The sequence below is a fragment of the Sporosarcina sp. NCCP-2331 genome, from assembly GCF_023707945.1.
Taxonomy (GTDB): Bacteria; Bacillota; Bacilli; order Bacillales_A; family Planococcaceae; genus Sporosarcina; species Sporosarcina cascadiensis.
Genome location: NZ_BRCD01000011.1, coordinates 37122 through 57706 on the forward strand (window position 1 = coordinate 37122; position 20585 = coordinate 57706).

The following is a 20585-nucleotide window of genomic DNA, read 5'->3' on the forward strand; positions in this document are numbered from 1 at the left end:
GGAGAGATCTTCATGCCAATCATTACACATATTCAAGCTAGAGAAGTTTTGGATTCACGAGGCAATCCAACAGTAGAAGTAGAAGTATTCACGGAAAGCGGTGCGTTCGGGCGTGCTATCGTACCATCCGGTGCATCCACTGGTGAATATGAAGCGGTAGAGCTTCGTGACGGCGATCAAAATCGCTATAATGGCAAAGGCGTGCTGAAAGCGGTTGACCATGTGAATGAGGTAATCTCTTCAGAACTGGAAGATATGTATTCTGTGCTTGATCAAGTAGTCATCGACCGTGCATTGATTGAACTGGACGGCACTTCAAATAAAGGCAAGCTCGGCGCTAACGCAATCCTTGGTGTATCCATGGCAGTTGCACATGCGGCGGCAGATTACCTGGACATTCCTCTTTATCAGTACTTAGGCGGCTTTAACGCGAAGCAGTTGCCGGTGCCGATGATGAATATCCTGAATGGCGGAGAGCACGCGGACAATAATGTCGATATCCAGGAATTCATGATCATGCCTGTCGGCGCGGAATCTTTCCGTCATGCAGTGCGGATCGGTGCGGAAATTTTCCACAGTCTGAAATCTGTACTTCATGAAAAAGGATTGAACACAGCAGTTGGCGACGAAGGCGGATTCGCTCCGAACCTTGAGTCCAATGAAGCAGCGCTGACAACTATCCTGGAAGCCATCGAAAAAGCAGGTTATAAACCAGGCGAAGAAGTACTGCTGGCAATGGACGTGGCATCTTCTGAGTTTTATGATAAAGAGCAGAACAATTATTATCTGGCAGGCGAAGACGTACGCAAGACATCGAAAGAAATGGTGGCTTGGTACGAAGAGCTTTGTGAAAAATATCCGATCGTGTCCATTGAAGACGGTCTGGATGAAAACGACTGGGACGGCCATAAGCTGCTGACAGAACGTCTTGGCAGCAAAGTGCAGCTGGTAGGGGACGATTTATTCGTTACGAATACAGACAAGCTGTCACGCGGAATCAAAGAAGGAATCGGCAACTCGATTCTGATCAAAGTGAACCAGATCGGAACATTGACAGAAACGTTCGATGCAATTGAAATGGCGAAGCGTGCAGGCTATACAGCTGTCATCTCTCACCGTTCAGGCGAGTCTGAAGACGTAACTATCGCAGATATCGCGGTTGCGACGAATGCAGGACAGATCAAAACAGGCGCACCTTCACGCACCGACCGTGTAGCGAAGTATAATCAGCTGCTCCGCATTGAAGATCAGCTGTTTGAAACGGCTCAGTATCTGGGCAAAGAAACCTTCTATAATTTGAATAAATAATGGTCTCAATAACTGTCATCGACACGAATCGCAACAAAGACTTGTGTCGGTGGCATAGCTTTGTTAAAATAGAACTGTTGTGACTTGCTATTTTGGAGGTGGAAAAACATGCATGCCGTTTTTACAGCATCGCTTGTAGTCGTAGCTATAGCATTGATCGTTGTCGTATTATTGCAATCCGGTAAAAGTGCAGGACTGTCAGGAGCCATCTCCGGAGGGGCAGAACAACTTTTCGGTAAACAAAAAGCACGCGGATTGGACTTGGTTCTTCAAAGAACAACCATCGTTCTGTCTGTATTATTTTTTGTCTTAACAATTGCGATCATGAAAATATAACAAGCCAGCGCCTGACCACGTTTGAACGGTCAGGCGCTTTTCGTAGAAAGGATCGAAAGACATGCGAATTGCACAGCCTAAACCGTTTTTCTTTGAGCACGGCAAACGTGCGGTACTTCTGCTGCACGGCTTCACCGGTACATCTGCGGATGTTCGGATGCTCGGCCGGTTTCTTGAAAAACATGATTATACTTCATTGGCGCCTCATTACAGAGGACACGGTGTGCCGCCGGAGGAACTGATCAAGACCAATCCGGATCAATGGTGGGAAGACGTTTTAGATGCATATAAACAGCTGACTGATGCAGGCTATGAGGAGATCGCGGTGGCGGGACTCTCTCTTGGCGGCGTGTTTTCATTGAAGCTGGCAGCAGAATTTCCGTTAAAAGGTGTCGTAACGATGTGTGCGCCGATGACGATGAAAACGACAGACTTGCTGTATCAGGGCGTTTTGAAATATGCCCGTGATTATAAGAAGTTTGCGGGCATGGAAGAAGAACAGATCCAGCAGGAAATGGACGAGTTGAAAACGAAGTCGATGCCCGGGCTGAATGACTTGCGCGCGATGGTGGAAGGTGTGCGTAAAGAAGTCAGCCAGATTTATACGCCGCTGCTGGTCGTCCAGTCCCGTCACGATGAAGTGATTGATCCCAATTCGGCCAATATCATTTATGAAGAAGCGGAATCGACGGAAAAAGAACTGCAATGGTATGAAGAATCAGGCCATGTGATCACGCTCGGCCCCGAAAAAGCGCAGCTGCATGAAAATGTACTGCAATTTCTGGAATCACTTGATTGGCAGGAGTAAAAAACGGGGAAGATACTTATAGCAGGAAGTAAAGGAGGAGATGATTGTTTGGATACATTTGAAAAAGAGTTACAAGAACGGGTGATGTCCTTGGTAAAGGAAGAATCCTACCAGCCGCTCACCGTTCACGAAATCCAGGAGAAATTCGGGATGGAGCAGGCGGCAGAATTTAAAGAACTCGTGAAAATGCTCGTGCAATTGGAGCAAAGCGGGAAAATCGTACGTTCACGAACCAACCGATACGGATTGCCGGAACAAATGAATTTGCTCCGCGGAAAATTTATCGGACATGCGAAAGGCTTCGGCTTTGTCGTGCCGGAAGATGTGACAGGTGATGATGTCTTCATCCCGCCTCATGAAGTCAACAGCGCGATGAACGGCGATACGGTGCTTGTGCGCGTTTCAGGAAACTCACAGGGGGACCGCCGCGAAGGAGTCATCACGAAAGTCGTGGACCGCAAGACAGCAACTGTCGTCGGTACGTATGCGCAGCATGACGGCTACGGTTTTGTCATGCCCGACGATAAGAAACTGCCGATGGATATTTACATTGAAAAAGGGCATTCATTGGAAGCGGTGGACGGTCAGAAAGTAATTGTCGAAATTACAGAATGGCCGAGCGACACAAAATCCGCAACAGGCATGATCACGCAGATTCTGGGACATAAAAATGATCCCGGCGTCGATATTTTGTCGATTATCCATAAACACGGCATTACCGTCGATTTCCCGCAAGAAGTTATCGATCACGCCATGCGTGTACCGACAACGGTGCAGGAAGAGGATTTTAATAATCGCAGAGATTTGCGAGATGATCTGACGATTACCATTGACGGCGCAGACGCAAAAGATTTGGATGATGCCATTTCTCTTGTAAAGGATGAGGACGGAAGCTATCGTCTATTCGTCCATATATCCGACGTCAGCTACTACGTCACGGAAAACTCCCCGATGGACGCGGAAGCAGCAGACCGCGGTACGAGTGTCTATTTAACGGACCGCGTGATCCCGATGTTGCCGCACCGTTTGTCAAACGGAATCTGTTCATTGAACCCGGGAGAAGACCGCCTGACACTGACTTGCGAAATGAAAGTGGATCATAACGGAAAAGTAGTGGAACATGAGATTTATCCGAGTGTCATTAATTCGAATTATCGTATGACGTATACCGATGTCTATGAAATCGTAGATCATCAGGATGAAGAATTATCGAAGAAGTACGAAGAGATTGTGCCGATGCTGAACAGTATGGCGAAGCTTGCAGCGATCTTCCGTCAGAAACGGCAGGACCGCGGCGCGATTGATTTTGATTTCAAAGAATCAAAAATTCTGGTCGATGAAGAAGGCTGGCCGACAGATGTCGTGATTGTAGAACGTACGGTTTCTGAGAAAATGATCGAAGAATTCATGCTGATCGCCAATGAAACGGTAGCCGAGCATTTCCACTGGCTGCAAGTCCCGTTCCTGTACCGGATTCACGAAGATCCGAAAGAAGAGAAATTACAGCGATTCTTTGAGTTCCTGACGAACTTCGGTATCGTCGTCAAAGGATCAGGAAATCAAGTACATCCGCGTGCCTTACAGGAAATCGTGGAATCAATTGAAGGTCTGCCCGAGCAGTCGGTCATTTCAACGATGTTGCTGCGTTCGATGCAGCAGGCGAAATACCATCACGAAAGCTTGGGACACTTCGGTTTATCGACGGATTTCTATACGCATTTCACAGCGCCGATCCGACGCTATCCGGACTTGATCGTCCACCGTCTGATCCGGACGTATCTGTTCGAAAAAGATCTGTCACAGCCAACTGTCGCACACTGGTCGGCACGCCTGCCGGAGATTGCGCAGCATACGTCTGAACGCGAACGACGTGCGGTTGATGCAGAGCGTGATACGAACGCACTGAAGAAAGCACAGTTTATGATGGATAAAATCGGGGAAGAGTTTGAAGGTGTCGTTTCTTCTGTGACGAACTTCGGAATATTCGTCGAGCTCGAGAATACAGTAGAAGGTCTGGTCCACGTTCAGAATATGAACGATGACTATTATCGTTTCGATGACCGCCAGATGATGATGATCGGCGAACGGACAGGCAAGCAGTTCCGTATCGGCGACGAAGTGACCGTGCGCGTCGTGTCGGTCAAGCCGGAAGAACAGGCAGTCGATTTCGAAATTGTCGGCATGAAACAGAACTTCCGCGGATCGCGCAGAGAGACTGCGAAAGTCATTCAGTCCGGTGCCAAAGGAAAAGGCGGCGGCCAGGGCAGAAAACAGGGTTCCGGCGGACAAGGCAAGAGCAGCGATAAGCGCAATAAGAAGTATGAAAAGCCGAAAAGAAAGTTTTATGAAGGCGTAGCGAAAAAATCAAAGAAGAAACCTAAAAAATCATAAGGCTGGGGATCATTGCTCCAGTCTTCATCTGAATTCAGCTCATGTTGAATTCAGATGTAATCACGCCATTGCGAGATTGATAATATAGGGAGGAATGAAACATGGCCAAAGGATCCGGCAAAGTACTCGCCATCAATAAGAAAGCGAATCATGATTACGCAATCGAAGAAACGATTGAGGCGGGTCTAGTCTTAAAAGGGACGGAGATCAAATCCGTCCGTAAAGGGAAAGTACAGCTGCGTGATGCGTTTGTGCTCATCCGAAATAACGAAGCATGGATTTCCAATATGCATATCAGTCCGTATGAGCAGGGAAATATCCATAACCATGATCCGGTCCGTTCACGAAAATTGCTGCTGCATAAAAAACAGATCAGTAATCTGATAGGGCAGATCAAGCAGGACGGCTATTCGATCATACCGCTGAAAATGTATGTCAAAGACGGCTTCGCAAAAGTGCTGATTGGAGTCGGAAAAGGGAAGAAACTATACGACAAGCGGCACGACCTGAAAGAAAAAGAACATAAGCGCGATATGCAGCGTGCATTCAAATCCAGACAGCAAGATTGATTCAGTGACGGTTTTATTGTATACTATAAGAAGTTTCAAGTACGACCCATCATTCGAAAGTGACGAATGAACACGGGTTCCGGACTTTCCTTCGGGGACGTTACGGATTCGACAGGGGTGGTCTGGGCTTGAGCTGCGCGTCGGAGGGATCGTCTCCGTCAGAAACGACAGTTAATAATAACTGGCAAAACAAACAACAACCTAGCATTCGCAGCGTAAGCTGTTGAATCTACCTTTCGTTTCCATCGCTCATGTGGAGGCGTAAGGTTCACTTATTAGTGAGCTACGATGACATCTGCATTCTGAGGATGGCATAAGAGATTCCCGGAATAGCGCACAGGACGCCCTGATTGATGGCAGAATGTCCGCGCGAAACCAAGTAGTCAATCTACACGCGTAGACGCTGAAGTAGCAGAGCCTTTGGACGTGGGTTCGACTCCCACCGTCTCCATATGAGATTACAGGGTAATAGCAGGAAATTAAGGGATATTGTTCAAGGGAAAACTCTTGTGCAGTATCCCTTTTTTCATAAAAACTAATTTGAATTGATGTTTAAAAAATGATGTTCATAACATACTTAGGGATTACTGAACAACCACCATCAGGTCATTCTAAGTATAGATTTCTTGGAAAGTAATCGTTCCAAGTTTTGGATTGGATGAAGGAAAAACGACAAAAAAGTATCCCGGAGGATCTTTTCAAGGTTCATGATGACCAGCTGGAGTGCAATCGTCATTTCGCTTGTGGTTTGCAGGCGTGTTTGAATAAGACCCAGCCCGTACACGCCTTTGCCTTCGCCGAATTTCCCTTCAATGGCATTGCGCTCGCCGTGGTCCTGTTTCTCCACTTTTTTCTGTTCTGCCAAGACATGTTGGTCCTTGGCCGGTCTGCCAAGCTTTGGACCGCTCAGCCGGATCCCGAGTTCTTTACAGAACTTCCGGTTTTCTCGGGTCCTGTAGATGGTGTCCGCCAGAACCGCTTCCGGATAGTGGCCGAACCGTTCCTTGTACGCAAGGATCGCGTCTTTCAATAGGATTCCTTCGTTGTAGGCGTCCCATTGTAGCGTCTCAAGATACGCATACCCATCGACCAAACTGACAGAGAGTTTTGCGCCGAATTCGACCGCTGCTTTCGCTTTTCCCCGAACAATCGGACGGATATAGGGCTGCGGGATGCTGACAATCCGGTCTTCGATAGAATGGGTGCCGCTTTCGAACAGGATGGTTTGCTGACGGAACAGTTCTTGGATAACCAGCAGGTCTTTGTACTGTGCCCGCGTCAGCTTGTCGAGTCCCACTTCATTCGCAAGATCTTCTACCTGCTTCAAATCTCGATGGACATAGGAAAGCTGGCCCTTCAGACAGGTCCGGATCTTTTCGTAACCAGGCTTCCGCTGCTTGGACAAAGCGAGGTATTCCTTCCGGGCTTTTCGACGATAGGTCCGCGGCTTTTTGGAACCAGGAGGACGTTCCGCATGCAACGTATCAATCATTCTTTCGAGTTTTTCTCTCGCCCGATTCAAGAGACCGATATCCGTCGGATACGCAATATCGGAAGGGGCGCAGGTGGCATCGATCAGTAGTTTCCCTTGTTTGTAAACGGGAGCGGTTTCTTCAGGGCGCTGAGCCTCCGTTTTCATCGACGAGGTTCCGTTTTCGTCCATCGGCTCCTCATCATCCGAATCATCTGGATTCGCTGATTTCCGATGCGCTGCTGTGATGGATTCATTCAGTTGATTCACCAGATTTACGTTGAAACGCTTCCGGAAATGGGTTAGTGAAGAAGCATGGAACGGTGGGGTTTCCTGAAAAGCGGGCAACCCGATGAAGTATTGCATGTAAGGATTTTCTGTGATCGCTTCTACCGTTTCTTCATCGCTCAGACCCAGACGTTCTTTGATAATCAGCGCACCAAGTGCACGCTGCACTGTATACGCCTTTCTCCCCTGATTGGGGTCGCCGAGTGATTCGAGATAGGCTTCCTCCAAGTCAGTCCACGGGATGACAGAAGCCATGCGAACCCAACGGTTATCAGGGTTCAAGTGTCCTCCGAACGGCAAAAAGAATTCGTGTGGCAAGATCATTTGGTTGGCGTTGTGTTCATACATGACATGTCCTCCTGTGCGGTGTTTTTGTGAATTTTATTTTTTCAGTATGCACTTATTTCGATAAAAAGGGCGTCAAACCCTTTATTTATGTGTGATTGTAAGTTTTTCAGTAATCCCTACTTACACATATACATAATCTGAAAGGGTGTGGTATGTATGGATGACAGGGAGGAAAAAGAAGTGGCGATTATTAAAGATAATCAAACTAATATTAAAAAAACGCTGACAGAATCTTTAAATGAAGTTGAGCAAATTAGAAAGGGAAAGTTACCCAAGCATTCATATAAAGATATGATCGGTCGTGTTAGGGATGACTTAAAAGAAGATAAATAATGGAATATAGCGTACTTGAAGTCAAAGTATTCGAAAGAGATCTTTTAAAGATTGCAAGGAAACATCCCATTGTAATTGATTTAGTGGAATCGCTTTTTGCTGATTTAGAAGAAGGTAAATTTTATGGAGACCGAATCCCCGGATTAAAGGGAAGAGTTGTATATAAAACCAGACTGAGCAATCCAAATGCCAGCAAGAGAAAGAGTGGCGGATTTCGGGTAATATGGTACTTAGTCACTTCCGACTCAGAGATCTACCCTTTGACAATCTACTCTAAAAATGATCAAGAAGATATATCTGTAAAGGAAATCACACGGATTATTGATCGGATATTAGAAGATGAAGAAATATATCTGTATGGAAATCTGGTACGTGAAACCGATAGTAACCAATTTCCAGAAGGAAGTGAGTTAGCTATGACGTTGGCAGATCAGTGGAAAGAGAAAATGGATAGACTGACGTCATTGAAACGTAAAGTCGATGAGAAACGGCCGCTTTCTACAGAAATCATTCGTGAACTTAAAGAGGATATTTTGATAAAAAGTACCTGCCACTCTAATGCGATTGAGGGAAATACATTAACAATCTATGAAACCAAGGCGGTGTTGGAAGATGGCATAACAATAGCAGGAAAATCAATGAGAGAACATTTGGAAGTGCTGAATCATAGAGAAGCAATCTTGATTGCTGAGGAAATAGTGCATAAAGAAGCTCCTTTTTCCGAATTAGTGATTAAAGAATTACATGGTATTGTATTGAATAATATAGATAGAGCAAATGCGGGGAAATACCGCGATTGAAATGTTATTATCTCCGGTGCCTCGCATACGCCGCCGGATGCTGTGCTGGTGCCTCAGCTGATGTCTGACTTGATTAGCTGGTATAAGAATGCAAAGGATTTGCAAGGTATCACTTTCACAGGAGTGTATGGGCCACTGCTGAAATTATATGGGAAGCAGAAAACAATAATTTTCCAGAAGGAAGTGAGTTAGCTGTGACGTTGGCGGATCAGTGGGGAGAAGAAGGCTTGCAAAAAGGAATTGAAAAAGGTAAACAACTCGGTAAAGAAGAGCGCTGGCGAAAGTTGCCATTATCCAATTAACTGAGAGATTCGGAAAATTACCGCTGGATATTAAAGAAGCGATTTTGCAGGCAGACTCGATTGCATTAGGTCTGTTGCTGTCTAACATTTTCCGGTATGAAGCTGTTGAAGATGTTAGGAAATATATTCAGTGAGGATAATATAGAAGAAAAACCTTGTAACGAAGGTTTGTCTTCCTTTTATCACTCTTTTCTACCTTTTGATTGAACAGTAGGGGAGGTTAGATGAGCGTATTTCAAATGTTTACTTATTAAAATTGTTTCTATTATAGTCCACAGTTCTCTAATTCTACCATTAGGTAACCTAATGGATGCTTTTTGGTCTTGGTCATCTCTTTTGACGTGTAAGTGGAACGGTTCGGTACTTGTTTGATGTTCTTTACTTTCTTCATGTGGTTCTGAGTGAAATTTAACAATAATCGAACCAGCAGAGGAATAGAAATCATAGTGGTAATACTCAATAAATCCATCTTTTATTATCTCTTGACAGGAAATTTTCGTTAAATCAGAAAATACAATTGTTTTTCGAACAGCACCGGGTGTCGAGGGTAGCCCATTAGCGCCGTCTCTGATTTCCGTGATTTCATCAAATTCCTTTTCAAGTAGGTTAAAGTTAGTCTTTGGAATTCCTGTTGACATTTAACTCATTAAACTTTCTAATAAAATATGACCAAGCAGCGGCATCAGTTTGTTCTTGGGATGATAAGTCATCCTTAGAATCCAATGTACTCTTGAAATCCCCCCCGTACTTTCTCTCATAAAGTGCCATCTGTTCAGCCAAGAATAAAAGTTCATCTGAATCATTTAGATTTTCTTCTTGTTCTTCTTCCCATTCTTTCACGATACTATCGACAGTATACATTTTACCTGTTCTAGATTTCCATAAGGTGTTTGCACTTATTCGTGCTTGCGAGTTTTTTTCAGTTCTTTCAACGCCCACGAATCGTCCTTCTTTAATCCAATTATTTATAGTGGTGATCGATACTCCAAAATACTTTGCAATTTGCCCGGTAGTATAAGCTGGGGCGAAATTTGTTTCTTCGGCTGCAATCTCTGCCATAATTTCCAATGTTTCCGAAAGATACTTTTTCATTTCCTCGGGGCTGCTCAAGATTGACTCATCCAACTTACTTAAGTGAAGGTTGTTCAAGTTAGTTTTTTCTAAGTAATTGACTAATACTTTGAAGAATAATAAACTATCATCTTCATTTTCAAAAATACGTTGTGTTAATTCAGGTGTTCTTTTAACAAATTCTTTTTTTTCGAATGTTGTCAACATGATCATCACCTCTTTACCTCCTAGCATAAACGAACTAAAACAAAACTGCAAGTAACTGAAACTGAAGTTTATGTTACTCATTCTACTCAATTGAATATTTTTTATACCTGAAAAGTGTACTTGTCTGAGAAACAAACGTGAATGGTTAGACATTCATGAAGTTTTTTTGCACAGGTATCTTTTTTGACGCTGCCAACCTCTCCCTTTCCCCCTATATAGACAGTGGGCCGGTAAAGGATACACAGTATATCCACGGAAACTTTTGACCTCTCCTGTATCTTTTTTGCTAAATCACTCTATATAGCATAAAAGAAGTGCTTTCTCCCGCTTGCTTGCCTGCAAGATCACCTGGAGAAACAAGTGGATGTTCTTAAAGCATGAAGAATAGAGGGGAAGAAGGGGGGCGGCAACTTTTTGGTGATCAGTACCTTTGTCATTATGACCAACTGCAGCTGTTCATAATGAGCAGTCAGGACTGTTCAATATGAGCAAACCATTACTTAAAGAACTTAAGAACAGTAAAGAATAATATGTCGGGTTGCACCGCGACGATAGACTATGAGACGGAGATTATTCTGAAAGACCACAGTCATTGCAGGTAAATGCATACAAGAACATTTAAGCTGTACAAAAAAATGAACCAGATCAACCTACCAGCACGAATGAACTTATGTGTTTCATGCGAAAAAAGCGAAATCTGTCTAAACTTAATTTAAATGCTGTGATTATAGTTTTACTATTTTCCAATGATTGTTATAATTGTAATTAGAATATATTATGAAGCAGGTGAAAGAATGTCTTCTATAGAAATCTTATCCTGGCCATTTCAACAAAATGCCATTAATCAAATCGACAATAGACAAGACTTTTTGAACTATCCGGTAATCTATATTTTGAATGGGAAAAGAGAAGCGTATTTAGGCGAGACGGTTAATTTTAAGACTCGAATTAAAACCCATATGAAAGACAGAAAAAATGTTGATGAAGTAAATTTAATTAAACATGAAGAATTCAATCGCTCTGCCACATTTCATTTGGAGACTAAATTAATCAATTACTTTTTAGGTGATGAAAAGTATACTCTTCAAAACAAAAGTAAAACAGCAAGCAATTTCACGCATAACTACTATAATAAACCACACTATGACCAGTACATTTTTCAAGAACTTTGGCGCAAATTACATGAACGTCAGTTGGTTAATAACAACCTCCATACAATTGAAAACAAAGATATTTTTAAATTATCGCCTTATAAGGAGTTAACGCTGGAACAGATAGATTTAAAAGATAAAGTACTTGAATTCTGCAGCGCAAAACTGCAGTCGAAGTCAACAGAATACGGTAATTTGTTAGTTGTAGAAGGTGAAGCGGGTGTCGGTAAAAGTGTTGTGCTAAGTTCCATTTTTAATACTATTCAAGAACGTACAACGGAGAAATCCTCTGAATTTTACGGAACAGAAAATTACTTAGTCGTGAATCATGAAGAAATGTTCAAGACATATAAAGGGATAGCTAAGCGTGTGAAACATTTGAAAGCCAAAGATTTTGCGAAACCAACTCCACTGATCAACAAATTGCAAAAAGAGGATAAGAAAGCAGACATTATATTTGTAGATGAAGCACATTTGCTTTTGACGAAACAAGATACATACAACAATTTTTATGGTGAAAATCAGTTAGAGGAATTACTGAAGCTTGCTAAAGTGGTCGTAATTATCTATGACCAAGATCAAGTCTTGAAATTAAAAAGCCTGTGGGGAGTGGCAATGTTGGAAAAGCTTAAAAAGCAAAGCAACTGCCATGAAGAATATTTACTAACCAATCAATTCCGTATGCAGGCAAATGATGAGGTAATCGATTGGATTAATAATTTCAAACGTAAGAGATTAACGCCAATTCCGATAGATGAAGGATATGATTTAAAGATGTTCGGGACATTGCAGGAAATGCACGAAGAAATCATTAAGAAAAACGAAAAGTTTGGCTTAAGCCGCATCGTTTCGACTTTTGATTACCTGCATAAGAAAGACGGCAAAATTTACTACGTAAAGGAATCCAATGGTGAATATAAAATGCCATGGAATACTACCAGTTCTAAATTTACGTGGGCTGAAAAAGCAGAAACAATCAATGAGGCGGGTTCCATTTATACGGTCCAGGGCTTTGATTTGAACTATGTAGGCGTCGTATTGGGTCCGTCCGTTCAATATGATGCATCGACGGATGAAATCATTATTGATACTAGCAAGTACATGGACAAGGGTGCTTATACTGGAGCGGACGGCATCGAGGATTTGAACAAGGCAAAAGAGCAGATCGTTTTAAATTCAATGAATGTTTTAATGAAGCGAGGGATTAAGGGGCTTTATATCTATGCTAGTGATAAAGCGTTACGGGAGAAATTGTTGGAGTATCAAGAATTGATTGAGTGATAGAAAAAGCAATTAATTATGCGGGGAGTGACTGATTTGAGAATACTAAGCGCTGTTTATGTTGCTGACGATGGTATTAAAACAGAATTCACCCTTAGAGATATCACTTCAGCAGTTTATTAGAGCAAACTAAAGGGCAAATTATTTTGTCCTTCAGAGAATTGCAAAGCATTAGTAGAGGAAAAAACACATTTTAGAACTTGGAGAATGGACGAGCATTCAAACGAGTGTATTTTCTATTTTGAAAGAATTGCCTAGAATACAAGGGTTATCAATTAATGAAACTACTGGTATATATCTGTAAACATATTGTCGATGAAGTTACGAAAATGGATATAATTTTATAAATATTCTAAATATCAAGGGGGAAATTAATTGTTATTTTTCTCCTTAAAGATTGTTTGCTTATTTCTTTCGAGTAAAGAGTTATTAGGATATTAATTTTTTTAAAGGGAGAGACGTATATTTGGAAATTAAAGTTTATAATATTAGTGATGAGATAAATGAAGAAGAATTAAATGAAATCGCTATAAAAAATATTGGTAAGATTTTTGACAAAGTGTTTTCTCGTACAAACATTTCTCATCTAAAAGTTAATTGTCGTGTTGCAAAGGATTCGATTATCAAGGAATATAACCAAAGTATAGATTCTTTTAACCTAAAAAAATTTGCAGAAAAGTTAAATTCAGCTGAATTAAAACAGGATGGAACACGAAATAATCAGATTAAAGTTGGTAGTTTATTTATAAAAAAGGAACAAGACCGACTTATTTTATTAAAATTAGAAAATATAGAGGTAATTGATAGGGATAGAGACTATGAAATGCGACAAACATTCTCAACAGAAACAGAATACTATAAAGGTTGTATTTTTAATAATGATATTAATGACATAATAATTATTGATAAAAATAAATCTATTTCGAAATATTGGAGAGAAGTGTTTTTAAATTTATCCTTAATAAAAGATGAATATAATAATACAGTAGAATTAATTGAGTTATTAAAAAATGATAAGTTATTTTCAGGAAAGATAAAAAATCAAGATAATTACTTAGACATTAAAAAAATTACAGAAAGTTACCTTTTTAGTTCAGATTCTTTTGATAAGAATGAGCTTGCAAATAAACTAAGAGCTGATGATAAGATAGATGAATTAAGCTTGAATGAGGTATTTTCATATCATACTGAAGAAATAGATGCAGATTTTAAAGTGAGTAAAAAAGCATTAATAGAGGGCTATAAAAAAACAATTCACATTTCATCAGAAACTAAAATATATACTGATAACTTCCAAAAATTAATTAGAAAACAGGGAATAGAATATAAGGATGGTAATATAATTCTGAAGGTAGATGATGACTTTATGGAAAAGTTACCAGAGGAATTGAAAAATGAAAATTAAAGGATCGTTTAGCATGACGTCTTTTAAATTAGATAAAAGTACTTCACAAGAGGTTTTGAAAACTTTGGAAAAGTATAGAGAGGTTGAAGACGAAGACGTAATATATAATCAAAAGGATTTATTGTTTTTAGAAGAAAAATACATGGAGAATTGTAAAAGCTTTTCTAGAATTTTAGATAAATTTAAAATTAAAAAATTCGATGACAAACTTTGTATTTATAGAGAAAATGAAATCAACAAGTTAGAAGATTATAGTCAAGAAGCAAGGATATTTAAATTAGTAATATCTGAAAATAATATAAACAATATATCAAAAGATGATTTAAATATGTCAATAAAACACTTTATGGAATATGAAATGAGTAAAAGAATATCATTTATTCAATATATATATATATTGTTGTTCCTTTCTAACAGTACAGATTATGATGAGAATCATTTTATGTTTAAAGTGAATATTGAAGATAAAGAAATAAAAAAAGAAGTTTCATTTTTTGATGATGATTTTTGTGATTTAGAAAATATCTATTTATGGATTACTAAAAGTAAAGAGAATTTACACACCAGATTAAATATTATACGAAAACTAATAGCAACTAAAAATACATTTCATTTGGATGAAAAGGATTTGAACAGTGCAAAATCTTGTTTTAATAGAATAATTAATGATGAAACTGAAAAGTACTTTGAACATGTTAATATGTTAAAGGAAGATTTTTTAAGATTGAATAATCAAAGACAGAAAGCGTATCAATCTTTACATTTAAAGTTTTTAGGTTGGGGAGCATCAATTGCATTATTTTTATATGAAGAAGTAAAGAATATACGAAGTGAAGATGTATGGAACTCTTTATTATTTTCGTCTAACGAAAAGGTTTCATTATTTTTAATTATTTTTATTTCTTCACTGATAATTATATGGTTGATTTTTAATAAAGAAATAAAAGAAAATCATAAAGAATTTTTGGAAATAAAACAATTCTATTTAACAGAATTATTTTTCGATGAAAGTGATGACAAAACACAAAAGTTAGATGTACCAAAAATTTCAAATATATATAGTATAATATTCTTTACTATAATAGTTATTTTATCAATTAGGTTGGTAACAACGTTTCATTATTGATACGATCAAGGACATGGACAAGGGTACTTATACAGGAGCGGACAGGATAGAGGATTTGAATAAGGCTAAAGAGCAGATAGTTTAAAATTCAATGAATGTTTTAATACAGCGGGGGATTAAGCGGCTTTATATTTATGCCTATGATAAAGCGAGAGAAGTTAATGGAGTATCAGGGATTAATTGAGTAATAGTTAAAGAAATCAATTACGGGGGATATTTAAAAGGTGGAAGTGCAAGCGTATTTGCTCGCACTTCTTTTAATGACCCGATACTATATCATTCCATTTTTCTTTATGCTCAAATTTTAATGCTCCATCCGTTTTCAAGTTCTCCACGTAATAATTAACATATTCAAAGGTATCATCCAAAAGTCGAAGGTAGTATTTTATAGAGGAGTTTAGACCATTGACAATTACTTGGCAACCGTGTAAAGACTGAATTCTTTCTATCTCCTGTTGAATTTCTTCATATTCATCCTCTTTATAACCCACAGTTGAAAGAATATAATATCTCTGGATTGGATGAATTTTAAACTTTTCAAAAGCATCTCTTACCATCTGTGCGGTCACTTTATGCCCGTGTTTAATTTCTGCACCTTCGAAAACTCTTCCCTTCTCATCACGAATTTCAAGGTCACCAACGCTTCCGGATTGGGAATCAGCAGATGTATGGGATTCTAAGGGCATTAATGTTTTTCCGTTAAATCTTTTTACCTCTTTCATCATGCATTGATAAGCGGAATAAATCGCTAGTACTGGTAAGCGGGATGCCCCACGGGAACTATATCTAAAATTAAAATGCTTCTGCAGGTGATCAATAATTACCTCGATTGTCAATGAAGTAGGTTTTGCAAGTTCAATTGTTTGTTTATCTCTTTTGATAATTAACTGCTGAAATAAATACAGCAGATACTTAGATGGATCCTTGTCTTGAGTCTCAATGTTATCTAGGATCTTTAAAAAAGCCATCTTTAATTCAAGTGGTGTAATACTTCCTCCATAATTTAATAAGTAAGGAGCGGTCTGTTCAAGGGAACGAGTAAGCCATCCGCTTTCTGCCATTGCGGGAAATTTAACGGATTTCATAAAGGGGGTAACCGTCCTCTTATCATGTCCTCTACCAGAGTAACCATTAGGAAGGTTATCTTGGTGGTATCTAACGTCTTGGCTAGGATGAATGATTTTATGGGTTAAACTTGTAACAATCACCGCTAAGACACCTTTAGCTCTTTCTGAATTTTTGATTATCTTATCTAATAAATCAATCTCTTCTTCGGAAAGTTTAAAAGTAAGCGAGAAGTCTTCCTTGCCTACTGCTTCAAGCGCTTCATTATAGGTTGATTGTAATATTTGAATATGAGTCGTCATTACTTTTCTTATCCTCTCTGGACTGTATTTCTTGAATTTCTGTCTTCCTTTTATTATTAAAGAACTGACTTTTTATTTCTCTACCAAGTTCGGCAACCATTGGAACGCACACTGAATTTCCGATTTGTTTATATTGTTCACCAAGTGAATTTATCCTTTTAAAGAATTTTGGAAAGCCAGTAATTCTATAGCACTCATTAATGGTTAATTTCCTTACTCTTCCGTCTACAAGAATGAAGAATCTTCCGGAAGTTTCTTGTGAAGGAAGAGTAGGATGAACACCATCAACAGAATAGATACGGTTGGGTTGTTTATGAACCCTAGAAAGATGTTCGGTATTAGGTTTAACACCAGCAACTCTTATTTTTTTATTTCTATACCCAACAAAGATAAGGCCTGATCTCTGTACTGTAGGGTTAATAAGAAGGCTATATTCAGTGTCGTCTAAGTATTCAAAGTTTCCCTCTGTATCAAGAAAGTCCCTCAGAATTGGTTTTTCAACGGTATTTAGATTATCAAAATCAAATTGTTTACCCCTAGATGCGATAATAATAATACGTTCTCTGTTTTGTGGAACTCCAAAATCACTTGCATTCAAAACCTTCCAATTAACCTCATAGTCTAATTGGCGTAAACTCATCAGGATAACTTTTAGGGTATTACCTTTATCATGATGTACTAGATGCTTCACATTTTCTAGCAATACCACTTTAGGTTTTTTAGTTTTTATTATACGCAAGATATCAAAAAATAACGTACCTCTTGTATCTTCGAATCCTAATTGCTTACCAGAAATACTGAAAGGTTGGCAAGGAAATCCAGCACTAAGTATATCAAAATCATCAATATCCTTTGCATCTATTTTTGTTATATCTCCTTCTGGCATTTCTCCGTAGTTAGCAAAATAAGTTTCTTTACAATTTTCATCTATTTCGGAAGAAAAAACACTTCTAAATCCCGATTGTTCAAGACCAAGTCTAAATCCACCTATCCCAGCGAAAAGGTCTATAAATTTTACCTCCATATATAATCAGCACCTCGTGAAAAGAATTTGATACAATTCATTATAAACGATAATATGAAAAAAATGTTCCGTATTGTACTAAATTCGACAATTCGACAATTCGACAAAAAATACTAGGTTTAATTATTCCGAATTGGATTATTGAATAAGTTAGTTAAGGTATCAGGTTTCTCATACGAATCAGAAAAAATTCAGAAGCATATCGGGACTTGGTATCTGAAATCGTTTCTTATAAAAGTACATTTAACTGTTAATTTGGAAAACATATGGAGATTATGTGATAATTTTAGATGTTACAATAAAGTGATGTTAGTTACTTTATTTTCAGAGAATTAAAGGATTGAACAAAAAACTGTCGAATTAAGTCTTTGAGGGGGGATATAATGGAAAATTTTGATTTTTTGAAAGACGCGAAACTACAAGGGGAGGAAGTAGTGGCTACATATTTTTTCCCGGAGGAAGCTACTTTTATGTTAATGGCTATCGGCGAAAATGTTAACGGAGAGAAGGAGGGACCTACTGCTATCTATTTGTACATGTTTGAGGACGGTGAGGTTTCTTACGGCGTTGATACGTTCTTTTTCTTGGATCATGACAGGATGTTTGATTTTATTAATAACTTATCGAACATGTCAGCATTGAATTATTTATTAAGAAGTGCTGCTATTCCGCCGTCTATTAAATAAGTTGATTAACACTGCATCCTTAAGATAGTGTACGAGTTCCTCACACAACTTAGGAACAATTCAGAATTATATCAGGACCTGGTACCTCTCATTAGGTTCTAAAAAGCAATTGTACAATATATGTACTCATTTGGGGTTTAAATACAAAGATCACGGGAACTTTACGACGTATAACGATAAATATTGGTTCACTAAATGGAGCCTCACTTATGTTTTTAAGTGAGGCTCTCCTACATTTATTATTTTGATAAATATTAAATAAGGTACCTGTACCAGAAACAAACGTGAACTTTCAAACAATGATGAAGTATCACTCAAAGGTCACTTCATTAACAGCAAGCGGTCCAGAATTCCTTTAGGGCTGTAAATCTTATTATAGTATGTGAAAGGAGAGACTAAGATGTTTGGTCACAAATGGTCCATCGGTGTTTTTACGAATCCTGGGATTATCGACTGGAAAGTAAGTCCTCATTTTTATTTCTGGAACGGTGATGAAGAAAGTGGCGATATAGATCCTAGTTTTTCTTCGCCTCACTTAAATATGTTAGATGAAAATGAGGCGTATAGAGCGTATGGCCGTATTACAACATTACTACGCATGGCTAGTGCTGTCAAAATCATTTTCGGTGGAAATATGGTTGAAAATGATGGTAGCGTACTCTATTTTACAAATGGACATTATACAAGGCCGTGGATAGAAGAGGATTGGAATATTCTAATAGAAGAAATGACAGACCCATTTGATCCGCTTATGACGCAAAAGATTCGCAGTGAAATGTCAGTCCGCATACCTAAATTAGCTGAGTTCATTATTGACGAGAGTATTGATAATCCTACTGCGAGAGATATATTATTGTGGATTACACTTGGTGAGGAACAGTTATTATATTTTTTCATTAATGCCTATAAAATTATGGACAGCATTAAAACAGATATCAAAACGTATCAAAAAAGAAACGAATTCAAACCTTCGGAATCTTTAATAACTGCTTCAGCTAATATGCAAAGACATTCACATTATATGAATACAATGGCCGGTTCAAGAAGGTTGGCAAGGCATGGTGCAACGACACAAACAGCACCAAGTAAATCTCCAACAATTGAGGAGATAAAGCAAGATCTAATCGATTTAGTACTGGATTGGTTTAGATATCGATTTTCGATTAAGTATATTAAGTAAGGTAACTGTGCCAGAATCAAACCTGAATGTTTAAAAAATCATGAAAGTTTTGCGTTCAGGTATTTATCACTAATTATTATATATTCTTATTTAAAAGCCACTACTTCCCTCTTGGTAGAGGGTGTAGTGGCCGCGTATTGTATTTTGTTAATCGTTATAAAAGTCTTTGAGAATTTTCTTGATTGCTTTCTTTATAATTCGAGGTGAGTGTATCATTCTGAAACTAATGATAACAAAAACGTAAATATCCAGATTTTCGATTATAAATAACATTGGCATTTTCCCCTTTGGAAAATACGCGGTCCATTGAGATGATAACATAAATTTTATTTCCTATATACAGGAAATGCTATCCAAATAATTAAACCAAGGTCGATAAATATGAAACAGAATCAGGTTTTCGTTTATCGATGGGTTCTTCTGTGCGAGACATCATATTGGAAACATAACAGCTTGCTCGTCTTGCTTCATTGTGATATATAAGTTTCCCGAGTTAAAGTACCTGTGCTAGAACTAATCGTGAATGTTTAAACAACCATGAATGTTTCAAGCTTAGATATCTTTATTGATGACGGCGGGAATCTTGAAAGCAATCGAGAAGATAGAGTATTTTATTGATAGGATTAATATGCACGACAAACCAAAAGCAGTGGATGACGGTTATCGGAGTGTACATTTGCAATTTAGACAGATTCCAAAATGTTTTTAGAATGAACGTACCATGTCCCCACACAAATCACCTAAAACTCTATTCATACGGAAGTTGAGGTACCAGGTCGAGCGACCGAGCCTAGGTTGCAACATATAGCGGGTGGGATTCCCGTCGAGCAAGAACTAGCCATTCACTCGTAGCGAGTCTTGGAGGATATCGGGTAACCGATATCTTTAAGCGTAGACAGTTAGATGACGGGCCGAAAGCCATTTGGTTGAAGGGATTGAGCTACGAAATACCAGTCAAGGAGGCTGATGCGTTGACCTGCGCAGAAAGCTACACCTCCACGGTCGCAATGGCAAGACTGTGGAGGCTCCTTCGGAGTCGGTGACCTTGGCACGTCAGACATTGATATGTTGCAGCAACTCGGGAGGTCCTGTCGGTCTTTCCAATTGGAGAGTATGGCGAACCAAGCGATAAT

The 20585-nt window shown here is 39.1% G+C and carries 17 protein-coding genes and 1 other RNA gene; 13 read left to right on the forward strand and 5 right to left on the reverse strand.

Annotated elements, in window-relative coordinates; genetic code table 11:
- The first annotated feature begins 12 nt into the window (after positions 1-12).
- The 6 genes from eno (at position 13) to ssrA (ending at position 5866) form a co-directional block, all read left to right on the forward strand.
- The gene (gene eno, locus NCCP2331_RS08290; protein ID WP_251669930.1) at positions 13-1308 is read left to right on the forward strand and encodes a phosphopyruvate hydratase; all 1296 of its coding nucleotides are present in this window, start codon (positions 13-15) and stop codon (positions 1306-1308) included.
- A gap of 108 nt (positions 1309-1416) precedes the next feature.
- Positions 1417-1644: a preprotein translocase subunit SecG gene (gene secG / locus NCCP2331_RS08295; protein WP_153721055.1), complete on the forward strand. Its 228-nt coding sequence runs from the start codon at positions 1417-1419 to the stop codon at positions 1642-1644.
- Positions 1645-1705: 61 nt separating this feature from the next.
- A complete protein-coding gene (locus NCCP2331_RS08300; protein WP_251669932.1) occupies positions 1706-2452 on the forward strand; it encodes an alpha/beta hydrolase in 747 nt (248 codons plus the stop codon).
- A gap of 84 nt (positions 2453-2536) precedes the next feature.
- Positions 2537-4843, forward strand: coding sequence for a ribonuclease R (gene rnr, locus NCCP2331_RS08305; RefSeq protein ID WP_251670022.1), 2307 nt, complete (start codon positions 2537-2539; stop codon positions 4841-4843).
- A gap of 101 nt (positions 4844-4944) precedes the next feature.
- On the forward strand, positions 4945-5412 hold the full coding sequence (gene smpB / locus NCCP2331_RS08310; RefSeq protein WP_153721058.1) for an SsrA-binding protein SmpB: 468 nt from the start codon (positions 4945-4947) through the stop codon (positions 5410-5412).
- Between the two features lie 93 nt (positions 5413-5505).
- Positions 5506-5866: a transfer-messenger RNA gene (gene ssrA / locus NCCP2331_RS08315) on the forward strand.
- A 147-nt stretch (positions 5867-6013) separates the two neighbouring features.
- Here the strand turns inward: ssrA and NCCP2331_RS08320 are convergent.
- Complete coding sequence (locus tag NCCP2331_RS08320; RefSeq protein WP_251669934.1) at positions 6014-7519, reverse strand: IS5 family transposase; 1506 nt, start codon at positions 7517-7519, stop codon at positions 6014-6016.
- A 156-nt stretch (positions 7520-7675) separates the two neighbouring features.
- On the opposite strand from NCCP2331_RS08320, the gene NCCP2331_RS08325 reads away from it, so the two are divergent.
- Together NCCP2331_RS08325 and NCCP2331_RS08330 are read left to right on the forward strand one after the other, a co-directional pair.
- Complete coding sequence (locus tag NCCP2331_RS08325; protein ID WP_251669936.1) at positions 7676-7852, forward strand: hypothetical protein; 177 nt, start codon at positions 7676-7678, stop codon at positions 7850-7852.
- Positions 7852-8652 carry a hypothetical protein gene (locus NCCP2331_RS08330; protein ID WP_251669938.1) on the forward strand — a complete coding sequence of 267 codons (801 nt, stop codon included), beginning with the start codon at positions 7852-7854 and terminating at the stop codon, positions 8650-8652. The genes NCCP2331_RS08325 and NCCP2331_RS08330 overlap by 1 nt, the downstream gene beginning before the upstream one ends.
- A 484-nt stretch (positions 8653-9136) precedes the next feature.
- Here NCCP2331_RS08330 and NCCP2331_RS08335 read toward each other — a convergent pair whose 3' ends face one another.
- A complete protein-coding gene (locus NCCP2331_RS08335; protein ID WP_251669940.1) occupies positions 9137-9592 on the reverse strand; it encodes a toxin-antitoxin system TumE family protein in 456 nt (151 codons plus the stop codon).
- On the reverse strand, positions 9567-10241 hold the full coding sequence (locus NCCP2331_RS08340) for a MerR family transcriptional regulator (protein ID WP_251669941.1): 675 nt from the start codon (positions 10239-10241) through the stop codon (positions 9567-9569). Before NCCP2331_RS08340 ends, NCCP2331_RS08335 begins: the two co-directional genes overlap by 26 nt.
- A 785-nt stretch (positions 10242-11026) precedes the next feature.
- On the opposite strand from NCCP2331_RS08340, the gene NCCP2331_RS08345 reads away from it, so the two are divergent.
- The 3 genes from NCCP2331_RS08345 (at position 11027) to NCCP2331_RS08355 (ending at position 15195) form a co-directional block, all read left to right on the forward strand.
- Positions 11027-12664 carry a DUF2075 domain-containing protein gene (locus NCCP2331_RS08345; RefSeq protein WP_251669943.1) on the forward strand — a complete coding sequence of 546 codons (1638 nt, stop codon included), beginning with the start codon at positions 11027-11029 and terminating at the stop codon, positions 12662-12664.
- Between the two features lie 466 nt (positions 12665-13130).
- Positions 13131-14069, forward strand: coding sequence for a hypothetical protein (locus NCCP2331_RS08350; protein WP_251669944.1), 939 nt, complete (start codon positions 13131-13133; stop codon positions 14067-14069).
- Positions 14059-15195: a hypothetical protein gene (locus NCCP2331_RS08355; RefSeq protein WP_251669946.1), complete on the forward strand. Its 1137-nt coding sequence runs from the start codon at positions 14059-14061 to the stop codon at positions 15193-15195. The genes NCCP2331_RS08350 and NCCP2331_RS08355 overlap by 11 nt, the downstream gene beginning before the upstream one ends.
- Positions 15196-15452: 257 nt before the next feature.
- Here the strand turns inward: NCCP2331_RS08355 and NCCP2331_RS08360 are convergent, their stop codons facing one another.
- The gene (locus NCCP2331_RS08360) at positions 15453-16562 is read right to left on the reverse strand and encodes a hypothetical protein (protein ID WP_251669948.1); all 1110 of its coding nucleotides are present in this window, start codon (positions 16560-16562) and stop codon (positions 15453-15455) included.
- Positions 16525-17586 carry a DNA cytosine methyltransferase gene (locus NCCP2331_RS08365; RefSeq protein ID WP_251669950.1) on the reverse strand — a complete coding sequence of 354 codons (1062 nt, stop codon included), beginning with the start codon at positions 17584-17586 and terminating at the stop codon, positions 16525-16527. Before NCCP2331_RS08365 ends, NCCP2331_RS08360 begins: the two co-directional genes overlap by 38 nt.
- 383 nt (positions 17587-17969) lie before the next feature.
- On the opposite strand from NCCP2331_RS08365, the gene NCCP2331_RS08370 reads away from it, so the two are divergent.
- Positions 17970-18272, forward strand: a complete 303-nt coding sequence (locus NCCP2331_RS08370) for a hypothetical protein (protein WP_251669951.1) — start codon at positions 17970-17972, stop codon at positions 18270-18272.
- 400 nt (positions 18273-18672) lie between these two features.
- Positions 18673-19452: a hypothetical protein gene (locus NCCP2331_RS08375; RefSeq protein ID WP_251669953.1), complete on the forward strand. Its 780-nt coding sequence runs from the start codon at positions 18673-18675 to the stop codon at positions 19450-19452.
- Positions 19453-20585 lie beyond the last annotated feature (1133 nt).